17 protein-coding genes and 1 CRISPR repeat array are annotated in these 18,777 nt (G+C 63.9%); of the genes, 9 read left to right on the forward strand and 8 right to left on the reverse strand.

The window, feature by feature from the left end; all coding sequences use genetic code 11:
• The first annotated feature begins 50 nt into the window (after positions 1–50).
• Positions 51–547: direct repeats of the CRISPR family, unit length 32 nt; unit sequence GTCGCACCCTTCACGGGTGCGTGGATTGAAAC.
• A gap of 364 nt (positions 548–911) precedes the next feature.
• Positions 912–2,474, forward strand: a complete 1,563-nt coding sequence (locus BP869_RS00015) for an aldehyde dehydrogenase family protein (RefSeq protein WP_342675732.1) — start codon at positions 912–914, stop codon at positions 2,472–2,474.
• Between the two features lie 38 nt (positions 2,475–2,512).
• Complete coding sequence (locus BP869_RS00020) at positions 2,513–3,319, forward strand: proline dehydrogenase family protein (RefSeq protein WP_342675734.1); 807 nt, start codon at positions 2,513–2,515, stop codon at positions 3,317–3,319.
• Between the two features lies 1 nt (position 3,320).
• Here the strand turns inward: BP869_RS00020 and BP869_RS00025 are convergent, their stop codons facing one another.
• From BP869_RS00025 to BP869_RS00045, 5 genes are read right to left on the reverse strand one after another with little or no spacing between them, the layout of a single operon-like run.
• Positions 3,321–3,923 carry an SOS response-associated peptidase gene (locus BP869_RS00025; protein WP_342675736.1) on the reverse strand — a complete coding sequence of 201 codons (603 nt, stop codon included), beginning with the start codon at positions 3,921–3,923 and terminating at the stop codon, positions 3,321–3,323.
• 25 nt (positions 3,924–3,948) lie between these two features.
• The gene (gene cutA, locus BP869_RS00030) at positions 3,949–4,302 is read right to left on the reverse strand and encodes a divalent-cation tolerance protein CutA (RefSeq protein WP_342675738.1); all 354 of its coding nucleotides are present in this window, start codon (positions 4,300–4,302) and stop codon (positions 3,949–3,951) included.
• Positions 4,303–5,550 carry a Glu/Leu/Phe/Val dehydrogenase gene (locus BP869_RS00035; RefSeq protein ID WP_342675741.1) on the reverse strand — a complete coding sequence of 416 codons (1,248 nt, stop codon included), beginning with the start codon at positions 5,548–5,550 and terminating at the stop codon, positions 4,303–4,305.
• A gap of 28 nt (positions 5,551–5,578) precedes the next feature.
• A complete protein-coding gene (locus BP869_RS00040) occupies positions 5,579–6,526 on the reverse strand; it encodes a radical SAM protein (RefSeq protein WP_342675743.1) in 948 nt (315 codons plus the stop codon).
• 9 nt (positions 6,527–6,535) lie between these two features.
• Positions 6,536–7,075: a cupredoxin domain-containing protein gene (locus tag BP869_RS00045; RefSeq protein WP_342675745.1), complete on the reverse strand. Its 540-nt coding sequence runs from the start codon at positions 7,073–7,075 to the stop codon at positions 6,536–6,538.
• 75 nt (positions 7,076–7,150) lie between these two features.
• On the opposite strand from BP869_RS00045, the gene BP869_RS00050 reads away from it, so the two are divergent.
• Together BP869_RS00050 and BP869_RS00055 are read left to right on the forward strand one after the other, a co-directional pair.
• Positions 7,151–7,528, forward strand: coding sequence for a YigZ family protein (locus BP869_RS00050; RefSeq protein WP_342675747.1), 378 nt, complete (start codon positions 7,151–7,153; stop codon positions 7,526–7,528).
• A 65-nt stretch (positions 7,529–7,593) separates the two neighbouring features.
• Positions 7,594–8,355: a DUF2115 domain-containing protein gene (locus tag BP869_RS00055; protein ID WP_342675749.1), complete on the forward strand. Its 762-nt coding sequence runs from the start codon at positions 7,594–7,596 to the stop codon at positions 8,353–8,355.
• Here the strand turns inward: BP869_RS00055 and BP869_RS00060 are convergent.
• The 3 genes from BP869_RS00060 to BP869_RS00070 all read right to left on the reverse strand — a co-directional run bounded on the left by BP869_RS00060 (position 8,332) and on the right by BP869_RS00070 (position 13,345).
• Positions 8,332–10,005 (reverse strand): bifunctional UDP-sugar hydrolase/5'-nucleotidase, encoded by a 1,674-nt coding sequence (locus BP869_RS00060; protein WP_342675751.1) that lies wholly within the window; start codon positions 10,003–10,005, stop codon positions 8,332–8,334. The two genes, BP869_RS00055 and BP869_RS00060, sit on opposite strands and share 24 nt — an antisense overlap.
• A 64-nt stretch (positions 10,006–10,069) precedes the next feature.
• Positions 10,070–11,353 (reverse strand): GNAT family N-acetyltransferase, encoded by a 1,284-nt coding sequence (locus tag BP869_RS00065; protein ID WP_342675753.1) that lies wholly within the window; start codon positions 11,351–11,353, stop codon positions 10,070–10,072.
• 759 nt (positions 11,354–12,112) lie between these two features.
• Complete coding sequence (locus tag BP869_RS00070) at positions 12,113–13,345, reverse strand: NAD(P)/FAD-dependent oxidoreductase (RefSeq protein ID WP_342675755.1); 1,233 nt, start codon at positions 13,343–13,345, stop codon at positions 12,113–12,115.
• A gap of 162 nt (positions 13,346–13,507) precedes the next feature.
• Here BP869_RS00070 and BP869_RS00075 point away from each other — a divergent pair, with 162 nt between their 5' ends.
• The 5 genes from BP869_RS00075 to BP869_RS00095 all read left to right on the forward strand — a co-directional run bounded on the left by BP869_RS00075 (position 13,508) and on the right by BP869_RS00095 (position 18,663).
• Positions 13,508–13,975 carry a hypothetical protein gene (locus BP869_RS00075; protein WP_342675757.1) on the forward strand — a complete coding sequence of 156 codons (468 nt, stop codon included), beginning with the start codon at positions 13,508–13,510 and terminating at the stop codon, positions 13,973–13,975.
• Entirely contained in the window at positions 13,972–15,138 is a 1,167-nt protein-coding gene (locus BP869_RS00080; RefSeq protein WP_342675759.1) for an ABC transporter substrate-binding protein, read from the forward strand. The genes BP869_RS00075 and BP869_RS00080 overlap by 4 nt, the downstream gene beginning before the upstream one ends.
• Positions 15,138–16,187 carry an iron ABC transporter permease gene (locus BP869_RS00085; RefSeq protein ID WP_342677359.1) on the forward strand — a complete coding sequence of 350 codons (1,050 nt, stop codon included), beginning with the start codon at positions 15,138–15,140 and terminating at the stop codon, positions 16,185–16,187. Before BP869_RS00080 ends, BP869_RS00085 begins: the two co-directional genes overlap by 1 nt.
• On the forward strand, positions 16,187–16,963 hold the full coding sequence (locus BP869_RS00090) for an ABC transporter ATP-binding protein (protein ID WP_342675761.1): 777 nt from the start codon (positions 16,187–16,189) through the stop codon (positions 16,961–16,963). Before BP869_RS00085 ends, BP869_RS00090 begins: the two co-directional genes overlap by 1 nt.
• Before the next feature lie 293 nt (positions 16,964–17,256).
• Entirely contained in the window at positions 17,257–18,663 is a 1,407-nt protein-coding gene (locus BP869_RS00095) for an MFS transporter (RefSeq protein ID WP_342675763.1), read from the forward strand.
• The last annotated feature ends 114 nt before the right edge of the window (positions 18,664–18,777 follow it).

Below are 18,777 nucleotides of genomic sequence, written 5' to 3' on the forward strand. Positions count from 1 at the left end.
GTGCGTGGATTGAAACGTACTTGCATGTTCTACCCCCATGACAACTTTAGGTCGCACCCTTCACGGGTGCGTGGATTGAAACTCCAGGCCACCCCCATCAAAACCGACCACATCCGTCGCACCCTTCACGGGTGCGTGGATTGAAACCCGGTCGCTACCAGTGCGTCGCGCATCGTGGTGGTCGCACCCTTCACGGGTGCGTGGATTGAAACACGAGGACGGGAAAGTCCTCCAGCGTCCCGCTCACCGTCGCACCCTTCACGGGTGCGTGGATTGAAACTCCTCGGTTTTCGGGGCACATGGCGGAGCGTTGCAGTCGCACCCTTCACGGGTGCGTGGATTGAAACCTCGCCCTCTCCCCCGCGGACGGTAAGCGCGGCGGCACGTCGCACCCTTCACGGGTGCGTGGATTGAAACCAGGAGCTGTGCGGGTACTCGCTCCTCGCCGAGGTCGCACCCTTCACGGGTGCGTGGATTGAAACCCCCCGACGCGGACGATGACGCTCCGGCCACTAGTCGCACCCTTCACGGGTGCGTGGATTGAAATCCGTACCTGATACGACCTTACCTGGATAATGGAGTCACACCTTCACAGGGGTGTGGACGAAATCACTGTCGGTCATCTCTTTAGGGGAGTGCCGGTGAGGGTATCAGGAGGGTGATCACCGGATTTTACTATTTTTCACCTGTATTGGTGCCTCAATTCTGTTCCTTCTGATCACATCACCGATTCCTGGTGCTGCCTGAGCATATTGCATATGGGGAATATTATATATCCTCTCGATATCTTCACCATGGACTCTCATATCGGTACCGGGCCGCCCGGACCGAAAGCCCGCGACGCTGCCGGGATCGATACCGGCCCTGCCATCCCCGACGCGGCGATGGAGGGCCTCTGAGAGGTGAAGATGATGAAACAGAAGATTACCTATGTATCCCTTGAATCGGACGAGAGCATGCACCAGTTCTACGAGGCGGCGCTCGCGGAGATCGAACGCACCCTCGGCCACCGCCACCCGCTCTATATCGGGGGCAAGGAGTTCGCCCCTGTCGACGAGTTCGTGGTGCGCTCGCCCATCGACCGGGACATCGTGATCGGCCACTTCCAGAAGGCAGGAAAAAACGAGGCCGAAGCCGCGATCAGGGTCGCGAAAGGGGCCTTCCCGGCATGGAGCCGGACCGATCCCGAGGAGCGTGTCGAGACCATCGGGCGCGTTGCCGACATCCTGGAGGAGGAGATCTTCGCCCTTGCGGCCCTGATCACCCTCGAATCCGGGAAGACGCGAACCGAAGCCGTCGCCGAGGTCGGCGAGGCGATCGACATGATCCGGTACCACTGTCTGGTCTACGACAGAGCCAACAGTTTCGTCTTCAGGATGACGCCCGAGGTGCGGGGCGGCATGAACTACAGCGTGATGAGGCCCCACGGCGTCTGGGCCGTCATATCGCCCTTCAACTTCCCGCTCGACCTTGCGGCCGGGATGGCGTCTGCGGCCCTGCTCACCGAGAACACCATCGTCATGAAGCCGTCGAGCGCCGCGCCTCTCTCCTGCATCATGCTGTACGAGGCATTCGAGGAGGCTGGCGTCCCGCCGGGCGCCGTCAACCTCGTCACCGGCCCGGGCGCCACCTTCGGCGAGGTCGTCACCACCCACCCGGACGTCGACGGCATCGCCTTCACCGGGTCGCATGAGGCCGGGATGTGGCTTCAGCGCGCCTTCGCCGTGAAGCAGCACTACCCGAAACCCGTGATCACCGAGATGGGGGGCAAGAACCCCTGCATCGTCACGGAGAAGGCCGACCTTGAGAAGGCCGCCGAAGGGGTTGTGCGGGCCGCCTTCGGTTATGGCGGGCAGAAGTGCAGCTCCACGTCGCGTCTCTATATCCAGGAGAGCGTGGTCGAGGAGTTCGGCCGGGCGCTGATCAGGCGGACGGCAGACCTGGTGGTCGGCGACCCGCGGCGGCGTGACGCCTTCTTCGGTCCGCTCATCTCGGCGCATGCCCTGCAGACCTACGAGGACGCCGTCGCCCTCTGCAGGCAGGACGGCGGGCATATCCTCACAGGCGGGGAGGTGCTCCGCGACGGCGACCTGGCCCGGGGCTATTATGTGCGCCCGACCATCGCCGCCGGCCTCCCGCAGGACCACCCCCTGATGAAAAAAGAACTCTTCGTGCCCTTCCTCTGCGCCCGCACCTTCACGACGCTGGAGGAGGCCCTCCTCCTCGCCAATGACACGGAGTACGGCCTGACAGCCGGCATCTTCTCCGAAGACGAGGACGAGGTCAGGTACTTCTTCGACACCATCCGTGCGGGCGTCTGCTATGCGAACAGGCAGGGCGGGGCGACGACCGGCGCCTGGCCGGGGTACCAGTCCTTCGGCGGGTGGATGGCGAGCGGTTCGACCGGCAAAGGGGTTGGAGGGCCGTATTATCTCCTCTCCTTCCTCAGGGAGCAGGCACGGACCTCCCTCTGAACCCAACCTTTTTCCCCTCGCCCTGCCCATTCCCGGTCATGGCAGGTCCTGACAGGCGCTGGTTTCTTCCCGACCTCGACGCGGCGGTGCTTTGGTGCGACGAGAGGAATCGCCAGGGCATCAGCTGCAGCATCAGCCCCCTCGGCGAGTACGTGCAGGACCGTGACGCCGCGCGGGAGGCCGCATCAGAGTGCCGTGCCGCCGTCAGGGCCGTCGAGGCGCACGCGCTCGACGCCTCGGTCGCGGTGAAACTCTCTGCTCTTGGTGCAGTCTTCGATAGGGACGGGTGCATGGCGCACCTCGGACGCATCATGGACGAGGCGAAGAGGCGAGGGGTCAGGGTGGAGATCGACATGGAAGGGCGAAACCTTGTCGACTTCACCCTTGCAGCGGCAGGACGCATGGCCGGGGAAGGGCACCGGGTGACGCTGGCCGTCCAGGCCTATCTCCAGAGGGCCGCCGCCGACCTCGGTGCGATGGAGGAGGCCGGGATCAGGCCACGGCTTGTCAAGGGAGCATATCTCGGCGACACCCGCAACTTCGAGTTGATCCAGCAGCAGTTCCGGGCCCTGGCCGCCTCACTCCTCTCCTCCCGCACACCCTTCTCGGTGGGGACCCATGACCCCGACCTTGTGGAATGGCTGACCGCCCATGCGGAGAGCCGCGACCTGGTGGAGTTCGGCTTTCTGATGGGCCTTGCCGACCAGACCAAGACGGCGATGGCCGCGGACGGCTGGAAGGTCTCCGAATACGTGCCGTACGGCCGGAGGGGATCGATATATGAGGCGCGGCGGCTGCAGTACCTCGACCGTCTCCGCGACCTCGGCCGGTCGCCCCTCCCCTGACTCACCACCACCGCGTCTGTGCCAGGGGTGCGATGAGGGAGGGGTCGTCGTTTGCCGGGTCATTGACCCTGCTCCCCACAGGGGCCACGGTCATCGTCTCCGCCGGGACGGGCCCGAGGAGTCCGGCGGGGTCGTCCCCTGCAAGCCATGCCGCCTCCCTCTCCTGCCCCAGGACTGCGGGCATGCGGGAGTGGACCTGCGCCACGAGCACGTTTGCGTCCGTCGTGACGATGACGAACGACCCCCGATCGTACAGCCCCGCGAAGGCGAAGAGGGGTTCCTCTTTCAAGGTGAAATAGAAAGGCCTCTTCAGGGCGTCCCACTCGTAGAAACCGGTGGCCGGGACAAGGCACCGCCCGCCGTCGAGGAGGCGGGCGAAGACCGGCCTTTCAGCGAGGTTCTCCGCGCGGGCATTAACGATCAGGGGCGTGCCCGGAAACCCCCAGCGAGCAGGGAGGATACGCCTTTTTCCGTCCCCCGTAACGATGGGGAGTACCTGGCCGGGTGCGGCATTGTAGCGCGGTCTTTTGAGGATGTCCTCCCCCTCCGCGCCGAAACGCACGCTGATCCTCTCGGGAGCGGCGATGGCGAAGCGTCCGCACATGGCCGGGTATCGGCGCCTCCTGTACTTAGTCTCTTTGCCCGGCGTCTGGGTGAGGTCCCTCCCTCCGTCCGACCGACTCCCTCACCCAGGCAAGGTAGTCGGCATGGCCGCCGACGACCGGGAGGGCGATGATCTCCGGGACATCGTACGGGTGGGCCCCCCCGATCGTCTCTGTCAGGTTTTCGAGGAGTTCGCCTGTCGTCTTGATCACCATCAACTCCTCCCTTTCATGCTGGATCACTCCCTCCCAGCGGTAGATGGAACCGACCCCCATGATGTTCACGCAGGCGGCAAGGCCCTTCCTGACGATCAGGTCGGCGATCCTCTCGGCGTCCCTCGTCGGTGCAGTGCAGAGGACGACGACGACCTCTCCCTTCACTCAGACCCACCCCCTCGCGTTCATCGCCTCGACGACATTGCGGACGGCGATGGTGTACGCCGCCTGCCTGAGGGTGAAGTTCTTCTTCTGGGCCGTCTCGTGGACGGCGTGATAGGTGGAGGTCATCATCGTCTTCAGTCTCTTATCCACCTCTGCGGCGTTCCAGTGGTCCATGTTGAGGTTCTGGACCATCTCATAGTAGGAAACCACGACCCCGCCGGCATTGCAGAGGAGGTCCGGGACGATCACGGTCCCCTTCTCCTTCAGGACCGCTTCGGCGTCGGTGGTGACAGGGCCGTTGGCAAACTCCGCCACGATCTTTGCCCTCACCCGCGGTGCGTTCTCGGCAGTTATCGTGTTCTCCAGTGCCGCGGGGATGAGGATGTCCACGTCGAGGGCAAGAAGTTCTTCGTTGGTGATATTTTCGGCGCCGGGGAAGTCACTGACGTTCCCCGTCTTCTCCTTGTGGTCTTCGAGCCTCCTCACCTCAAGGCCGTTCCTGTTCAGGACACCGCCTTTGCTGTCGCTCACCGCCACCACCCGCGCTCCGGCGAGGTACTGGCCGAGGACGGCCGCGTGGGTGCCGACGTTCCCGAAACCCTGAACCGCCACGGTCGCCCCGCGGAGGTCGATGCCCGCGTCCTCTGCCGCCTCGGCGACGACGTACCACCCGCCCCGCGCCGTGGCGTCTTCCCGCCCCTCGGACCCGCCGACGGAGAGGGGTTTGCCGGTGATCACCCCGAAGGTCGTCCTTCCGACGATCCGCGAGTACTCGTCCATCATCCATGCCATGACCTTCGGGCTGGTATAGACGTCAGGGGCCGGGATGTCGGTGTGCGGCCCGACGATGCGGGAGACGCCCATGATGTACCCCCGGCTCAGCCGTTCGAGTTCTCCCTCCGAGAGTTCCTTCGGGTTGCAGACGATCCCCCCCTTCGCGCCGCCGAGAGGGAGGCCGAAAAGGGCGCATTTCCATGCCATCAGTGCCGCAAGGCCACGGATCGTGTCGATCGTCTCGTCGGGGTGGAAGCGTATCCCCCCTTTTGTCGGCCCGCGTGCGTCGTTGTACTGGATCCTGAATGCCTGGAATGTCCTGATCCGGCCGGTGTCCATCCTGACCGGGATGGAGAAGTTGAACTCTCGCATCGGTGTCTTCAGGATCGCCTCGACATCCGGGGCAAGGCTGAGGTCATAGGCGCACTGGCAGATGTGCCCCTTGACGGTCTCAAAGAGGTTGATCTCTGTCATGGAAACACACCTGCATTCCCCTGTGACCTCATAAACCTGTGGGCGGCGGGCGGGGGAACCCTCGGTGGATACCGGCCTTTTCGGCCTCTCTGAGGGCTTCGTCGTACTCGGACGCAGTGATGCGGCGGCCGAGGCCTTCGGGGAGGCCGCGCCCGCCCTCTGCGGCGTGCCATTCCGGCCGATACTGGGCCATGACGTTCACGTAACTCTCTTTCGAGACCTCCTGCGCGATGAAGCGGAAGACCTCGCGGCTCCCGGCAAGGCCGTCAGGGAGGACGAGGTGGCGGATGATCAGACCGCGGACGGCGATCCCTTCCTCGTCGACGACGAGGTCGCCGACCTGCTCGTGCATCTCCAGGACTGCCTCCTGCATGTACCGGGTGTAGTGCGGGGCATGGGAGAGTCTGCGTGCGGTCTCGTCGTCGCCGTACTTTGCGTCGGGCATGTAGATATCCACGATGCCGTCGAGGAGGCGTATGGTCGCCGCACAGTCGTATCCTCCCGTGTTGTAGACAAGGGGGAGGGAGAGGCCCTCTCCGGCGGCGGTCAGGAGCGCCGCGATGATCTGGGGGACGAAATGGGTCGGGGAGACGAGGTTGATGTTGTGGCACCCGTCGTCCTGGAGGGCGAGCATGATGCGGGCGAGGTCGTCGCAGGTGATCTCCCGCCCGGCGCCGCACTGGCTGATCTCGTAGTTCTGACAGTATTGACACCGCATCGTGCAGTTGGAAAAAAAGATCGTCCCTGACCCATGTCTCCCCACGAGTTCGGGTTCTTCCCCGAAGTGCGGGCCGAAACTCGCAAGCTTCGGGAGGCTCCCGCTCCGGCAGAAACCCACCTCCCCGTGCAGGCGGTCCACCCGGCACTGCCGCGGGCAGAGGGTGCAGGAGGAGAGGCGTTCCCATGCCTCCACGGCACGCCGGGCAAGCTCCCCCGTCTTCAGGAGGCCGAGATATGACGACGCTCTCCGTCCCATGGAGTCTGCTTATGTGACGACGAAGTCGCCCCGCATCCTCGTGGCATGGGGGTCGCACCTGAAGAAGTACGTCCCTGGTTCAGACGGTGCGGTGAAGGTGTAGGTGGCCGTGCCCGGCCCTGTCACAAGGTCGCCTTTGAAGATCACGTCCTCGGCCGCGCTCGTCTCATAGACCGCAAAGTTGTGCTGGACGCCGGAGTCCTTGTTCTCGAAGGTGATGGTGACTTTCGCTCCTGCCGGGACTTCGATGGTGGAGCGGTCGAAGGCAAGGTTCTCGGCCGTCAGGGCGATGGTGACCGGTTCTGCGGGCGGTCTCGGTGTGACGGTCGCTGTGGCCGTTTCATTTGCGGTCATATTCGTCGTCAGGGTGGGTGTCTCGTTTGTGGTCGAGACGGTGGTTTCGTTTGCAGTCGTGGTGATGGTCGGAAGAACTGTCTCTGTCGGTGTCGGAGTCGGCGTCCCTCCCCCCTGCCCGCCCGTACACCCGGCGGAGAGGGCGAAGGCGGCGATGAACAGGATCAGGGCCAGAAGACCATATCTGCGATTCATGATGGCGGGAGGGCACTGTACTCTATATACCTTTCTCCGGCAGGCGTGTGCCTCTTCAATGCCCGGTCCCACTCTATGAGCATGCAGGAATGTGCGGTAGTGAAATACGAGGTGAAGAAATCGCGGTTCTACGCCCACCTCTACGAGATCGACGACCCTTCAGACCTTGACGGCATCCTTGCGTCCCATGGGAAGGAATACCGGAATGCCGCCCACCACTGTGCGGCCGTCAGGTTCCTGGACGGTGCCGTCCCTGTCGAGTCCTTCAAGAACGACCGTGAAGTGGGGCATCCGGGCAAGGCCCTCCTCGAAGTCCTGAAAAAGTACTCCCTCGACCGCCACGTCCTTGTCGTCTCCCGCGTCTTTGGCGGGATAAAACTCGGCCCCGGCGGCGTGACGCGGGCCTTCAGGGACGCGGGGGAGGGGGCGGCGGCGCGCTATGCCAGGCGGTGACGTCGCCCTGCCGGTACCACCGCTCTTTTCTCCGCGGCCGTCGACCTCGATCTGTGAAATCGTTCGTGCCTGCATGGCTCTCAGGCATCCTGGGGCGAAAAAATGTGGCCGCCGCCACAGGAGGGACCGATCTTTCTCCTTCCCTGATGTGGGAGGAGGTGCTCGCTCCTGCAGGGCGGGAGCGGGGCAGGACAGAGATCACCCCCGGCGAGATCGAGGCGACCTGCGCCGCGCTCGGCGCCGCCCTGACAAAGGCGGACCTGCTTGCGGCGCTCGCCCGAGCGCTCGCCCTGTACTCGGTCACCGATATCGAGGCGATGGTGCGGAACTTCGAGAGGAAGACGGAGACGCTTGACCCCGCGTACCGCCGCCGCCTCGTACCGAAGGTGAGGGAGGAGACTGTCGGGGCATATCATGATCTCCTCCTCCTCTGCAGGGAGGGGGAGGTGCCCGAAGGCCTGGTCGCGGCCGACCTCCCGGCCTATGCGGCGATGGTCGCTGAAGCCTGCCGCACGCGGGTGCAGGCCGGAAAAGCCGTCGACCTCTTCTTTCTCAAATATATCCTCGCCACCTTCACGATGTACGTCCGCGGCCGCCCGGCGCACCCGCCGGGCACCCCCTTTCCCGGCGGGCTCGAGGTCTACGAGGAGGGTGGGGAGTACTATTGCCCTGTGCGGGAGAAGGAGGGCGACGTCCCCTACTCCCTCTGCCCCTTCTGCCCGGCGCGGCAGGACACGGGCAGCCGCGCCCTCCACGGCGCCGGTGCAGAGGAGAGGATAGAAAAAAGAGGGATCATCGAAGAGTCACGCCGGAACTACCATGGCTGAGGGAGCACCCGACCCGGCGAGGGCGATCCTCCCCTCGGTGACCGGGGTAAGGGGCGTCTGCACCCTGACATATGCTTCGACGGTTTCGATGACCGTGATCCCTGTCCGGAGTTTCCTCTCATCGGGAATCGCGGCGAAGAGGGCATACCCGTCCCCTCCCCCTGCAAGATAGTCGTTGACAAGGACGATGTATTCCCTATCGTCCTCGACCGGCACCCATGTATCTCCCTCACGGACAAGGACCGATCCGACTCTCGAACCCTCGCACAAAACCTCCTGCACCTCTTTTCCATCATAGACCGCGGCATATGCCGGCCTCTCCGTGTCGATGGTCACTCTCGCCCCGCCGACCTGGAGGAACCCGGACTCCTGAATGCCCCGGGAATCAGGGCCGAGGGCTGATGCGCTCATCTCAAGCATCTGACGCACCTCCGTCCCGTTCATTCTGACGATGACGACCTCGTTCCCGAAGGGAAGGATCTCCGAGAGCATGCCCTGCGTGATCGGGCCTGCCGGGAAGATGCGGTCTCCCCGGATACCACCGCTGTTGATGACGGCGATATCGGCCTCCCCGAACCATGCAAGCCCGGCATCGGCGATCAGGTCGCCGAGCGGCATCTCCCCCGTGCGCAGGTGCGCTTTCACGGCGTCGATCGCCACCGTGCTCTCGCCGATCGCCTCCTGTCCCTGATTTTCCATCGCCGCCCTGAAGGGTGTGAGATAGTCGCTGACCGCGGGGTCTGACACGACGGCACTGTCCATCGGCACCGTCTCCCACTGCCAGTCCTCGATCCCGTCCCCGGTGAACGCGAACCTCAGGACGCCGAGGCGCTCGCCCTGGCTGCCGTCATGGACGATGACCGTCGTCCACCCGCCCGGACCCCCGACGCTCTCGCAGACATAGGTGTGGTCGTGGCCGCCGACGACGAGGTCGATCCCTTCGACCTGCCGGGCAAGGTCCTCGTCGCAGGCCGTGCCCATGTGCGAGAGGGCGACGACGATCTCGGCGCCGTCCTCCCTGAGGGCCCTGACCTCCTCCCTGGCCACGCCCACGTAGTCGGGGTCGACCGTGACATTGGGGCCGGGACTGGTGATGACGGCGAGGTCCGGGGTGATCAGGCCGAAGAAGCCGCAGCGTATCCCATCGACCTCGATGACCGTGGAGGGCCTGAGCACCGATGCGAGTTCGGGATCGGTGACCCTGAGATTGGCCGAGAGGAGGGGGAACCCGGCATAGCGGGTGGCGTTCAGATAGTGCGCCGCCCCGAAGTCGAACTCATGGTTGCCCGGACAGGCCGCGGTGTATCCGGCAAGGGTCATGGACCGCAGTTCGGGTTCGCCGCCATAGGCGGCGTACAGGGGGCCTGTCAGGTCGTCTCCGGCCGAGACCAGAGCCCACCCGTCGACGTCTCTTGCGATCGCATCTTTTGCCCCCGCGATCCTCTCGATGCCGCCGACGGTCATGCCCGTCGTGTTCGCATAGGGAAAGATGTGGCCGTGGAGGTCTGCCGTCGTCATGATGGCAATCTCTTTCCTGTCGTCCTGAGGAAGGAGGGATGCCGCAACGAAGACGAAGAAGACGAGGAGGGCGGCGGCGAAGAGGAGCACGCCGACCTTCATGCCGGGAGAAAGAGAGAATGTTTTTTTCACCCTCATCCGTGCGTGAAGCCGGGAGATATGGGTTGTTCTTTTCTCCGGCAGGGCGAGGGATGGGTTACAGCGCCCCGCCGCCGGCAGGACGCATCATGGGCTGCACGTTCGACCCGGCCATCTCGCCCATGGCAAAGGCGTACCTGTCCTTGATCGTCGTCGGGAGACCGCTCTCCGGGATCGTCACAAAGCCGAAACTCCCGTAGAAACCGACGAGGTCGAGGGTGGAGTGCATGTACAGGGTCTCCCCACCGCAGGCCGGGACGAGCGCGGCAACCACCCTCTTCGCATACCCCCGCCCCCTGAACTCCGGCGGGGTGAAGACGCCGTCGACCTCGAGTCCGTCGGTGTGGCGGCGGCACCTGGCCACGGAGGCGAGGGTGCCCTCGACAAAGAGGCCGAAGATCCGGTCTGTCCCGGGGTCGGCCGTCTGCCCCCGGTAGTGTGTCCAGACATCATCGACGAGGGGGAATTCGCGGACGTCGAGTTCCCTGACCGCGATGTCGAGGTCCAGAGCCGGGACGAGGACGCATACCGGTACCCGCGCCCTTTTCGCGACGTCCGCGGCCGTGCTCCCGATGGGAATGTTCGTGATATAGTCAGTCCGCCCGAGGCGCGGCAGCAGGACCAGGGAAACACCCGCTCCCGCGGCGACATCGCAGATCTCGTCGGCCGCGGGCCCGACCCTGAGAAGGGTCTGCACTCTCATGCCCTCGCCTTCGAGGCGGTCCTTCAGTCCGGAGAGGCGATCCCCGGCGTCCCGGATCCTGACCTCCATCTCCTCCTCGCTCTCGGCGCTCGTGATCACGTGGAGGAGCACCACCTCAGGCACCTTCAGGCGGTGGAGGAGGGAGACGACCTGCAGGGAGGGCTTCGAGAAGTCGACAGGACAGAGGACGCGGGAGAAGAGTTTTCCCCCACCATTTTTTGGGGCGTGGACGACGAGGACGTGAGTCTGCGCCCTCCGCAGGACGCCTGCCGAGACGCTGCCCAGGAAAAAGCCGCTGATGATGTTCCGGCCCCGTGCACCCACGACGATGAGGGACGGCCGTTCTTTCCCGGCAAGGTCGAGGATGGCGCCGATGATGTCCCCCTTTTCGGCCTCGACCAGGTGGTCGGTGGCGTCGAGGCCCCACCCGAGGAGGGTGGCCCTCTCCCGTGCGAGTGCCGTTTCCGCATCCCCGGCCGTGGACGCAGGGCCGGAGAGGAGAGGGAGGCGGGGGGCACGCCCCGGTTCGAGGACATGGACCAGGATCACGTCCCGCGCCGTCGGTATCTCGGGGATGCGTGCGGCCGTCGCACGTGCGTCATCGGAAAAGTCGGTTGCGAAGAGGACTCTCTCAAACATCGTCGTCTCCCGGGGAAGACACTGTCATTCCCCTGCCCCCGGTGTCCGGGCTCATGATAGGGAGATGGGGTGAGGAGTAGATAATAACGTCGTTTTATTTCTTGAATGTCTGGAGGCTTTATGGGGCACCTGGGATTACCATGAAAACCACCTCAGTGATTTTCAAAGAACCGCTTGAGACTTCGTTTCATGAGCGATTCTACAGAAATCTTCAGTGTCGGATCGATGTATACCCTGATCCCATGAGGAAAGGAGTGGATCCACCGCCTTCCCCATACTGCCTGCCGGGGGTTCATCGAAGACCTAAAGGTCTTCTCAAGCTCGCTGGCGCTCGCAACCCCCGGTCAGCGAAAATCACAGATTTTCTCGACTTCCTTCGGTCGTCCCCCAGTTGCGATTGGCCCCGGGAAGAGCGAACAGGATATTCAGAGGAGGAAGATTGCCGTATCCCTGTCAATCCCGAGCGGGGTGCGAGCGATAGCGAGTTCAAGAAGACGAAGTCTTCGCTGTCCGGGGGCTGCGAACGGAGTGAGCACAAGAAAATCTCTGATTTTTGGCGTAGTCCCCCGGCGTAGGCACACCAGAATAGGTTTTCAAAAGAGCCCGATTTTCCGTCTTCTCGTTACCCCCGGACAGCGAAGATCTTCGATCTTCTCGACTCCCTCCGGTCGTCCCCCGATCTTAGGATAGGACCGGGGAAGAGAGAATGGAGATCCTGCTGAGGGAGATTGCTCTCCACACCTTATCGAACTACAGAACCTATCCTTCCGTCTTCTCCGAAAGCCTTTTCAGGACCGCCTCCGCGGCGAGGGCGGCGGTGGAGAATGCCGCCTGGATGTTGAACCCGCCGCAGTCGCCGTCGATATCGAGGACTTCGCCGGCAAAGTAGAGGCCTTCGACGCGTTTCGATCCCATCGTCTTCTGGTTCACCTCGTCGAGGGCCACCCCTCCCCGCGTCACCATGGCGACGCCATATCCGCCGAGGGCGTCGACGGTGAGGGTGCAGGCGGTGAGGTGCTGGAGCAGGCGGGTCCGTGCCGCCTTCGTGAGGTGGGCGCAGGTCGCCTCCGGCGGGACCTCGGAGAGGTCGATGAGCCTTTTGAGGAGGCGTTCAGGGACAGGGTATCGGGAGAGCACCGACCTGACCCTCGCACCCCCGCCAGCGGCCAGCGCCGCCGTGATCTCCTCCCGCATCCCTTCCGGGAGGACCGGGACCACGAGAGTGTCGCCAGGTTCGATGAACCGGGAGAGGTCGAGGATTGCCGGGCCTGAGAGTCCTTCGTGGGTGAAGAGGAGGTCGCCTCTCTGGTCGCCGATCTTTTTGCCGTCCCTGAAGAGGGAGACGGTCACGCCCTGGAGGGAGATCCCGGCGAGGTCCGCGAAGGGGTAGTCCCTCACCGTCACCGGTGCGAGCGCGGGTGCTGTGCCGGCGATCGTGTGGCCGAGGGACGCGGCAAATGCATACCCGTCGCCTGTCGAACCTGTGGCCGGGTACGAGGCGCCGCCTGTCGCGATGAGGAGGAAGGTCGAGCCATATTCGCCGACCGCCGTCCTGACGGAAAAGCCGTCCCCACTTTTTTCGACGGCAACGACCGGTTCTCCGCACCGCACTGTCACGCCCGCGTCCCGGCACTCTGCGAGCAGGAGGTCGAGGACGTCCTGTGCCTTCCGCGAGGTCGGGAAGACCTTGCCCCCCTCTTCTGTCGTCAGGGGGACGCCCCGTCCGGTGACATGCGCGATGAGGTCGGCGTTCGTGAAGGCCCGGAGTGCCGGTTTGAGAAACTGGCCGTGCTTCCCGTACCGGGTGAAGAACTCCGTGACGCTCCCCGCATGGGTGATATTGCACTGTCCGGACCCGGAGACGAGCAGTTTTCTCCCGGGCATCTTCTTCTTTTCAAGGAGGAGGACAGTCCCCCCTCCGGCACCGGTGCGGGCCGCGGCAAAAAGCCCGGCAGGCCCTGCCCCGATGACGATCAGATCATATGTTTCCACGAGTCCTCTTCTATTCCTCGCCTCCCGGCATGATGACTCTTTTCACGGCGCCACGGTCGGGAAGATCGCCTGATGGAGGTCGCGTTCTTTCCACAAAATATCTAACCTGTTGTGACAGAGATTTCACACAGTATTACCCTGGACTGATGGCCGATGAAAAAAATGGCAATACTCCTCATCTGTATCTGTATACTCTCCCTCGCTGTCCCCGTTCTCGCGGACGGGGAGGTCGTGGTACGCCAGGTCGGCACCGCCGCCCCCGCGCCGGGTACCGAGGTGACGGTGACTCTCTCCCTGAACGGTTGCGAGGCCGGCGGTATCGTCGAGACCCTCCCGCCGGGCTTTGCCTATGTGAAGAGTTCCCTCCCCGCGGGCCAGGTGCGGGTGGAAGGGGACCGCGTCTGCTTCGCTCTTCTCGACGAGACGACCGTCACCTATGTGGTCCGCGCCCCGGAAGAGGGCGGCGGCGAGATCACGGGCGCGTGGTGGGACTTCGGTGCCCGGACACAGGGCACAATCGCCCCCTCCCGCCTTGACGTCGGCGGCACGGCAGCGGCCCCCGGTCCCGGCGCCCTTGCCGTGATCTTTGCGCTGGTGGCTGTCCCCCTGCTCAGGAGGTGCCGGCGATGAAGCAGGTGTATCTCCTCCTCTGCCTGCTCCTGGCCCTCGCCGTGCCGGCGGCCGCGCTCGTGCCCGGCGACACCGACGGCGACGGCGTTCTTAAGCAGGACGAGTTTGCACGTATGGTCCTCTCCTTCCTTACTGGCGGCGCCGACGCACTCCCTCTTGCTGACGTGCAGGACGCTGCCGCCCTCTATCTAAAGGGAGAGGGTGCCGTCGCCCCTGCCTCTCCCCCCGCACGCGTTGTCGTCTTCAACGGCGAGACCCTGGAGACACTGCGGTCCCTCGGCATCGGTCCGTCGAGCGTCGTCGGTATCGACAAGTTCTCCGCGCAGAGACCGGAGTTCTTCCCGGAGTACGGGAACACCACCGTCGTCGGGAGCATCTGGTCGCCTGACTACGAGAAGGTCGTATCCCTCCACCCTGACGCCGTCTTCCTGTACGCCACCACCTGCAAAGACGCCTGCGACGAGATCCAGGCAAAACTCGCGGCATCGAACCCGGAGATCAGGGTCTACAGGTTCGACTGCTTCAGGCCCGAGAACTATGTCGACGAGGTCAGAACCCTTGGCACCATCTTTGGCCGTGATGCAGAGGCAGAACGCTTTGCCGCCTTCTACACGGGGGCGCTCGACACCATCAGTGCAGAGACAACCGATATCCCTGAGGCGGAGCGGACGACGGTGTACCTGGAGAACTGGCGGGACTACAAGACCGGCGCCGCTGCCTCGGGATACGAGGACAAGATCGTCCGTGCCGGCGGGAAAAACATCTTCTCCTCTCTCGCCGCCGAGTACCCTGAGGTCGACCCCGAGGCAGTCATCGCCGCCGACCCCAACGTGGTCGTCAAACTCATCGGTGCAGGTTCCTACATCTCCGGCGGATACCAGAACACCGACCCTGCCAGAGTCCCGGAGATCCACGCCTCCCTCATCGAGAGGCCCGGATGGACCGACCTCACGGCGGTGAAGGAGAAGAGGGTCTACCTCCTCCACAACGACATCTTCGGAGGACCGGAGAACTTCATCGGGATCGCCTACCTTGCGAAATGGTCCTATCCTGACCGCTTCGCCGGGTTCGACCCCGCAGCCCTCCACCAGACCTATCTGGACGAATACCAGCACCTCGGGACCGACCTGACCGGGATGCAGTTCGTGTACCCGGCGATATGATGGGGACCGAAACCCTGCTGGAGGGGTTCGCCGCCTCCCGGCGGAGGCGGGCCCTCTTCCATGCCCTCATGCTCGTCCTCCTCGTCCTCCTCGCAGGCGTGGCCATCACCCTTGGCACGGCCGACCTCTCGGTTGCTGACGCGTATCTGGCCGTTCTTGCCGGCCTCTTTCCCGGCCAGTTCACCGCACCTCCCATGGCGGAGAACATCGTCTGGAACTACCGTCTCCACCGCGTCCTCTTTGCAATCGTGGCGGGGCTCGGCCTCGCCATTGCGGGGACGGTGATGCAGGGCATACTCAGGAACCCCCTTGCAAGCCCCTTCACCCTCGGCATCTCCTCGGCGGCGGCGACCGGTGCCGCGGTCGCGATCGTCCTCGGTGCCGGCCTCGTCGACGGGGAGTTCCTCATCATCGGGAACGCTTTTGTCTTCGCCCTCCTTGCCGCCGGGATCATCTATGCAATGGCCCGATACAGGGGGATGGGGGCCGAGTCGATGATCCTTGCCGGCATCGCCCTGATGTACCTCTTCTCCGCCGTCACCTCTCTCCTCCAGTACCTTGGCACCTCAGAGGAGGTGCAGGAGATCGTCTTCTGGATGTTCGGGTCCCTTGGCCGGACAGACTGGACAAGTCTCGGCATCGTCACCCTCATCGTCGCCCTCTGCACGCCCTATCTCATCTGGCGGGCATGGGACCTCAACGCCCTTGCCGAAGGCGACGACATCGCGGAGAGCCTCGGCGTCCCGGTGAAGAGGTCGATGACTATCTTCATGCTCATCGCCTCCCTCATCACCGCCGCGATTATCTGTTTCACCGGGACCATCGGTTTCATCGGACTTGTGGCGCCCCATATCACCAGGATGGCCATCGGCACAGACCACCGCTACCTCCTCCCGGCTTCAGGTCTGGTCGGGGCCCTCCTCCTCCTCGGTGCGGACAGTCTCGCCCGGACCCTCCTTGCACCGACGATCCTCCCTGTCGGGATCATGACGGCATTCCTTGGCGTGCCCTTCTTCATCTTCCTCTTCCTCCGCGGGAGGGGGGCCTGATGGTGTGCCTGCGTGTGAAGGACCTCGCGTTCTCGTACCGCGACCGGCAGGTCCTCTCCGGGATCACCTTTGACGCAGAGGGTTCCGCGGTCCTCGGCCTCGTCGGCCCGAACGGGTCTGGCAAGACGACACTGATCAAGTGCATCGACGGCATCCTCAAAGCGGAGGGTTCGGTGGACCTCGACGGCGAGGAGGTCCCGGCCCTGCCGCGGCACGAGGTGGCGAGGCGGATCGCTTATGTCCCGCAGGGCATTGCAAACCACTCACGTGCGACGGTCTATGAGACGGTTTTGATGGGCCGCCGCCCCCACATTTCGTGGCGGATACGACAGGAAGACGAGGATGAGGTGGTGCGGGCCCTGGAACTCCTCGGCATCGAAGACTTCGCCTTCAGGGAGGTCGGTACCCTCTCGGGCGGCGAGCGCCAGCGGGTGATGATCGCCCGCGCCCTTGCCCAGGGTTCCCCCCTCCTCCTCCTCGACGAACCGACGAGCGCCCTCGACCTCCGGAACGGGATGGAGGTGCTCGAAGTCGTGCGCCGTCTCGCCCTGGAGGAGGGCCGTCTCGTCGTCATGGCGATCCACGACCTCTCCCTTGCGGCGCGGTTCTGCACCGACCTTATCATCCTGAACAGGGGAGAGGTCCATGCGCGGGGGCCTCCTGCCGATGTCCTCACCCCGGAGGTGATCGCCGACGTCTACGGTGTCGAAGCGGCGGTCGAGACGCGTGAGGGCGTGCCGTACATCTTCCCGATACGGCCGAAAGAAGGGAAATAAATGAGGAGTAAAAATACCTACCTCTTTTGTTAGATGACGCTTTTGTTATGTATTCGGACAAATGCCTCTGTTCCAGATGTAAGAGTTACCATTTCCGAATCCGATCTTTGTTCCTTGATACTTCCGTTTCAGTTCATCGAATATTTCTCCAGCACGTCTCAATTCACAACTCCACTTCTTTTGTATAAGGTAGAAAGGCGCCTTCTATCCTGCTGCTCGAAAGAACTCCCACTTTTCTGCCAACTTTATCGCGGCATTCATATGAGGTCAGGGCCAATCTCTTCTGAACTCATATGAGCCTTCTTCCCTGCCAGGAACCAACCGCGCCTGAAAGGCGGTGCATCCTCATCATCGCCACAGTCGCCGCATTCCTCACGCCCTTCATGAGTTCGTCCATCAACATCGCCCTCCCTGCTATCGGGGCGGAGTTCATGGCAGACGCGGTGCTGCTCGGGTGGGTCCAGACCACCTTTCTCCTGGCCTCGGCGATCTGTCTCGTCCCCTTCGGGCGACTCGCCGATATCCATGGGATGAAGAAGGTCTTCCTCGCCGGGATCGTCATCTTCACGCTCTCAACCCTTGTGTGCGGCCTCTCGCCGTCGGTGCATGTCCTCGTCGCCCTGCGTATGGCGCAGGGTGTCGGCGCCGCAATGACCGCGGTGACCGCGGTGGCAGTGCTCACCTCCATCTTCCCGCCGGGCGAGCGCGGCCGGGTGCTCGGCATCAATGTGGCCGCCGTCTATACGGGCCTCTCCATGGGCCCCTTCATCGGCGGGGTGCTGACCCAGCACCTCGGGTGGCGGAGCATCTTCCTTGCCGCCGTCCCCTTCGGCATCCTTGCTGTCGTCCTCACCCTGCGGTCGCGGGGCGAGTGGTCGGCACCCCGTGACGAACCCTTCGACCTGACCGGTTCTGTCGTCTACGGGGCGACCCTCCTCGCCCTGATGTACGGCCTCTCCCTCCTCCCGGCGGCCCTCGGCTGGGTGTACCTTGCTCTCGGGGCCGTCGGTCTCGCCCTCTTTGTCCGGCTGGAACTGCGGACGGAAAACCCTGTCCTCCAGGTGCGGCTCTTCAGGGAGAACCATGTCTTCACCTTCTCCAACCTCGCCGCCCTGATCAACTACAGCGCCACCTTCGCGGTCGGCTTCCTCCTCTCCCTGTACCTCCAGTTCAACCGCGGCCTCGACCCCCAGACGGCAGGTCTCATCCTGATGGCACAACCTGTCGTCCAGGCCCTCCTCTCCCCCGCGGCAGGGCGGCTCTCCGATCGGGTGGAGCCCCGCATTGTCGCCTCGCTTGGGATGGGGGTATGCGCCGTCGGGCTTGCGATGCTCGCCGCCCTCACCGAAGAGACTTCTTTTCTCTTTATTCTCATCTCCCTCCTCGTCCTCGGCACGGGCTACGCCCTCTTCTCCTCGCCGAACACCAATGCCATCATGAGTTCGGTGGAGAGGCGCTTCTACGGCGTGGCCTCGGCCACCCTCGCCACTTCCCGTCAGGTCGGGATGATGCTCTCGATGGGATTCGTGATGATGATCTTCTCGGTGGTCATCGGGCGGGTGGCGATCACCCCGGCCGAACATGCGCAACTCCTCACGAGCGTGAACCTGGCGTTCGTGGCCTTTACCGCTCTCTGCGTCCTCGGCGTCTTCTTCTCCCTGGCGCGGGGGCGTGTGAGGGGGGAGACGCAGCGGGTCTGAAGGGTGGCGAGTCCCTCTGGCCCCGACATCTTCGCCGGCGCTTTGAGGATGGGGTATCTCCTGCATGGTTCTTTTCCCGTCTCCCGAAGTTAATCCATTTATGTGATCATAATG

Source organism: Methanofollis sp. UBA420 (assembly GCF_002498315.1).
Classification (GTDB): Archaea; Halobacteriota; Methanomicrobia; order Methanomicrobiales; family Methanofollaceae; genus Methanofollis.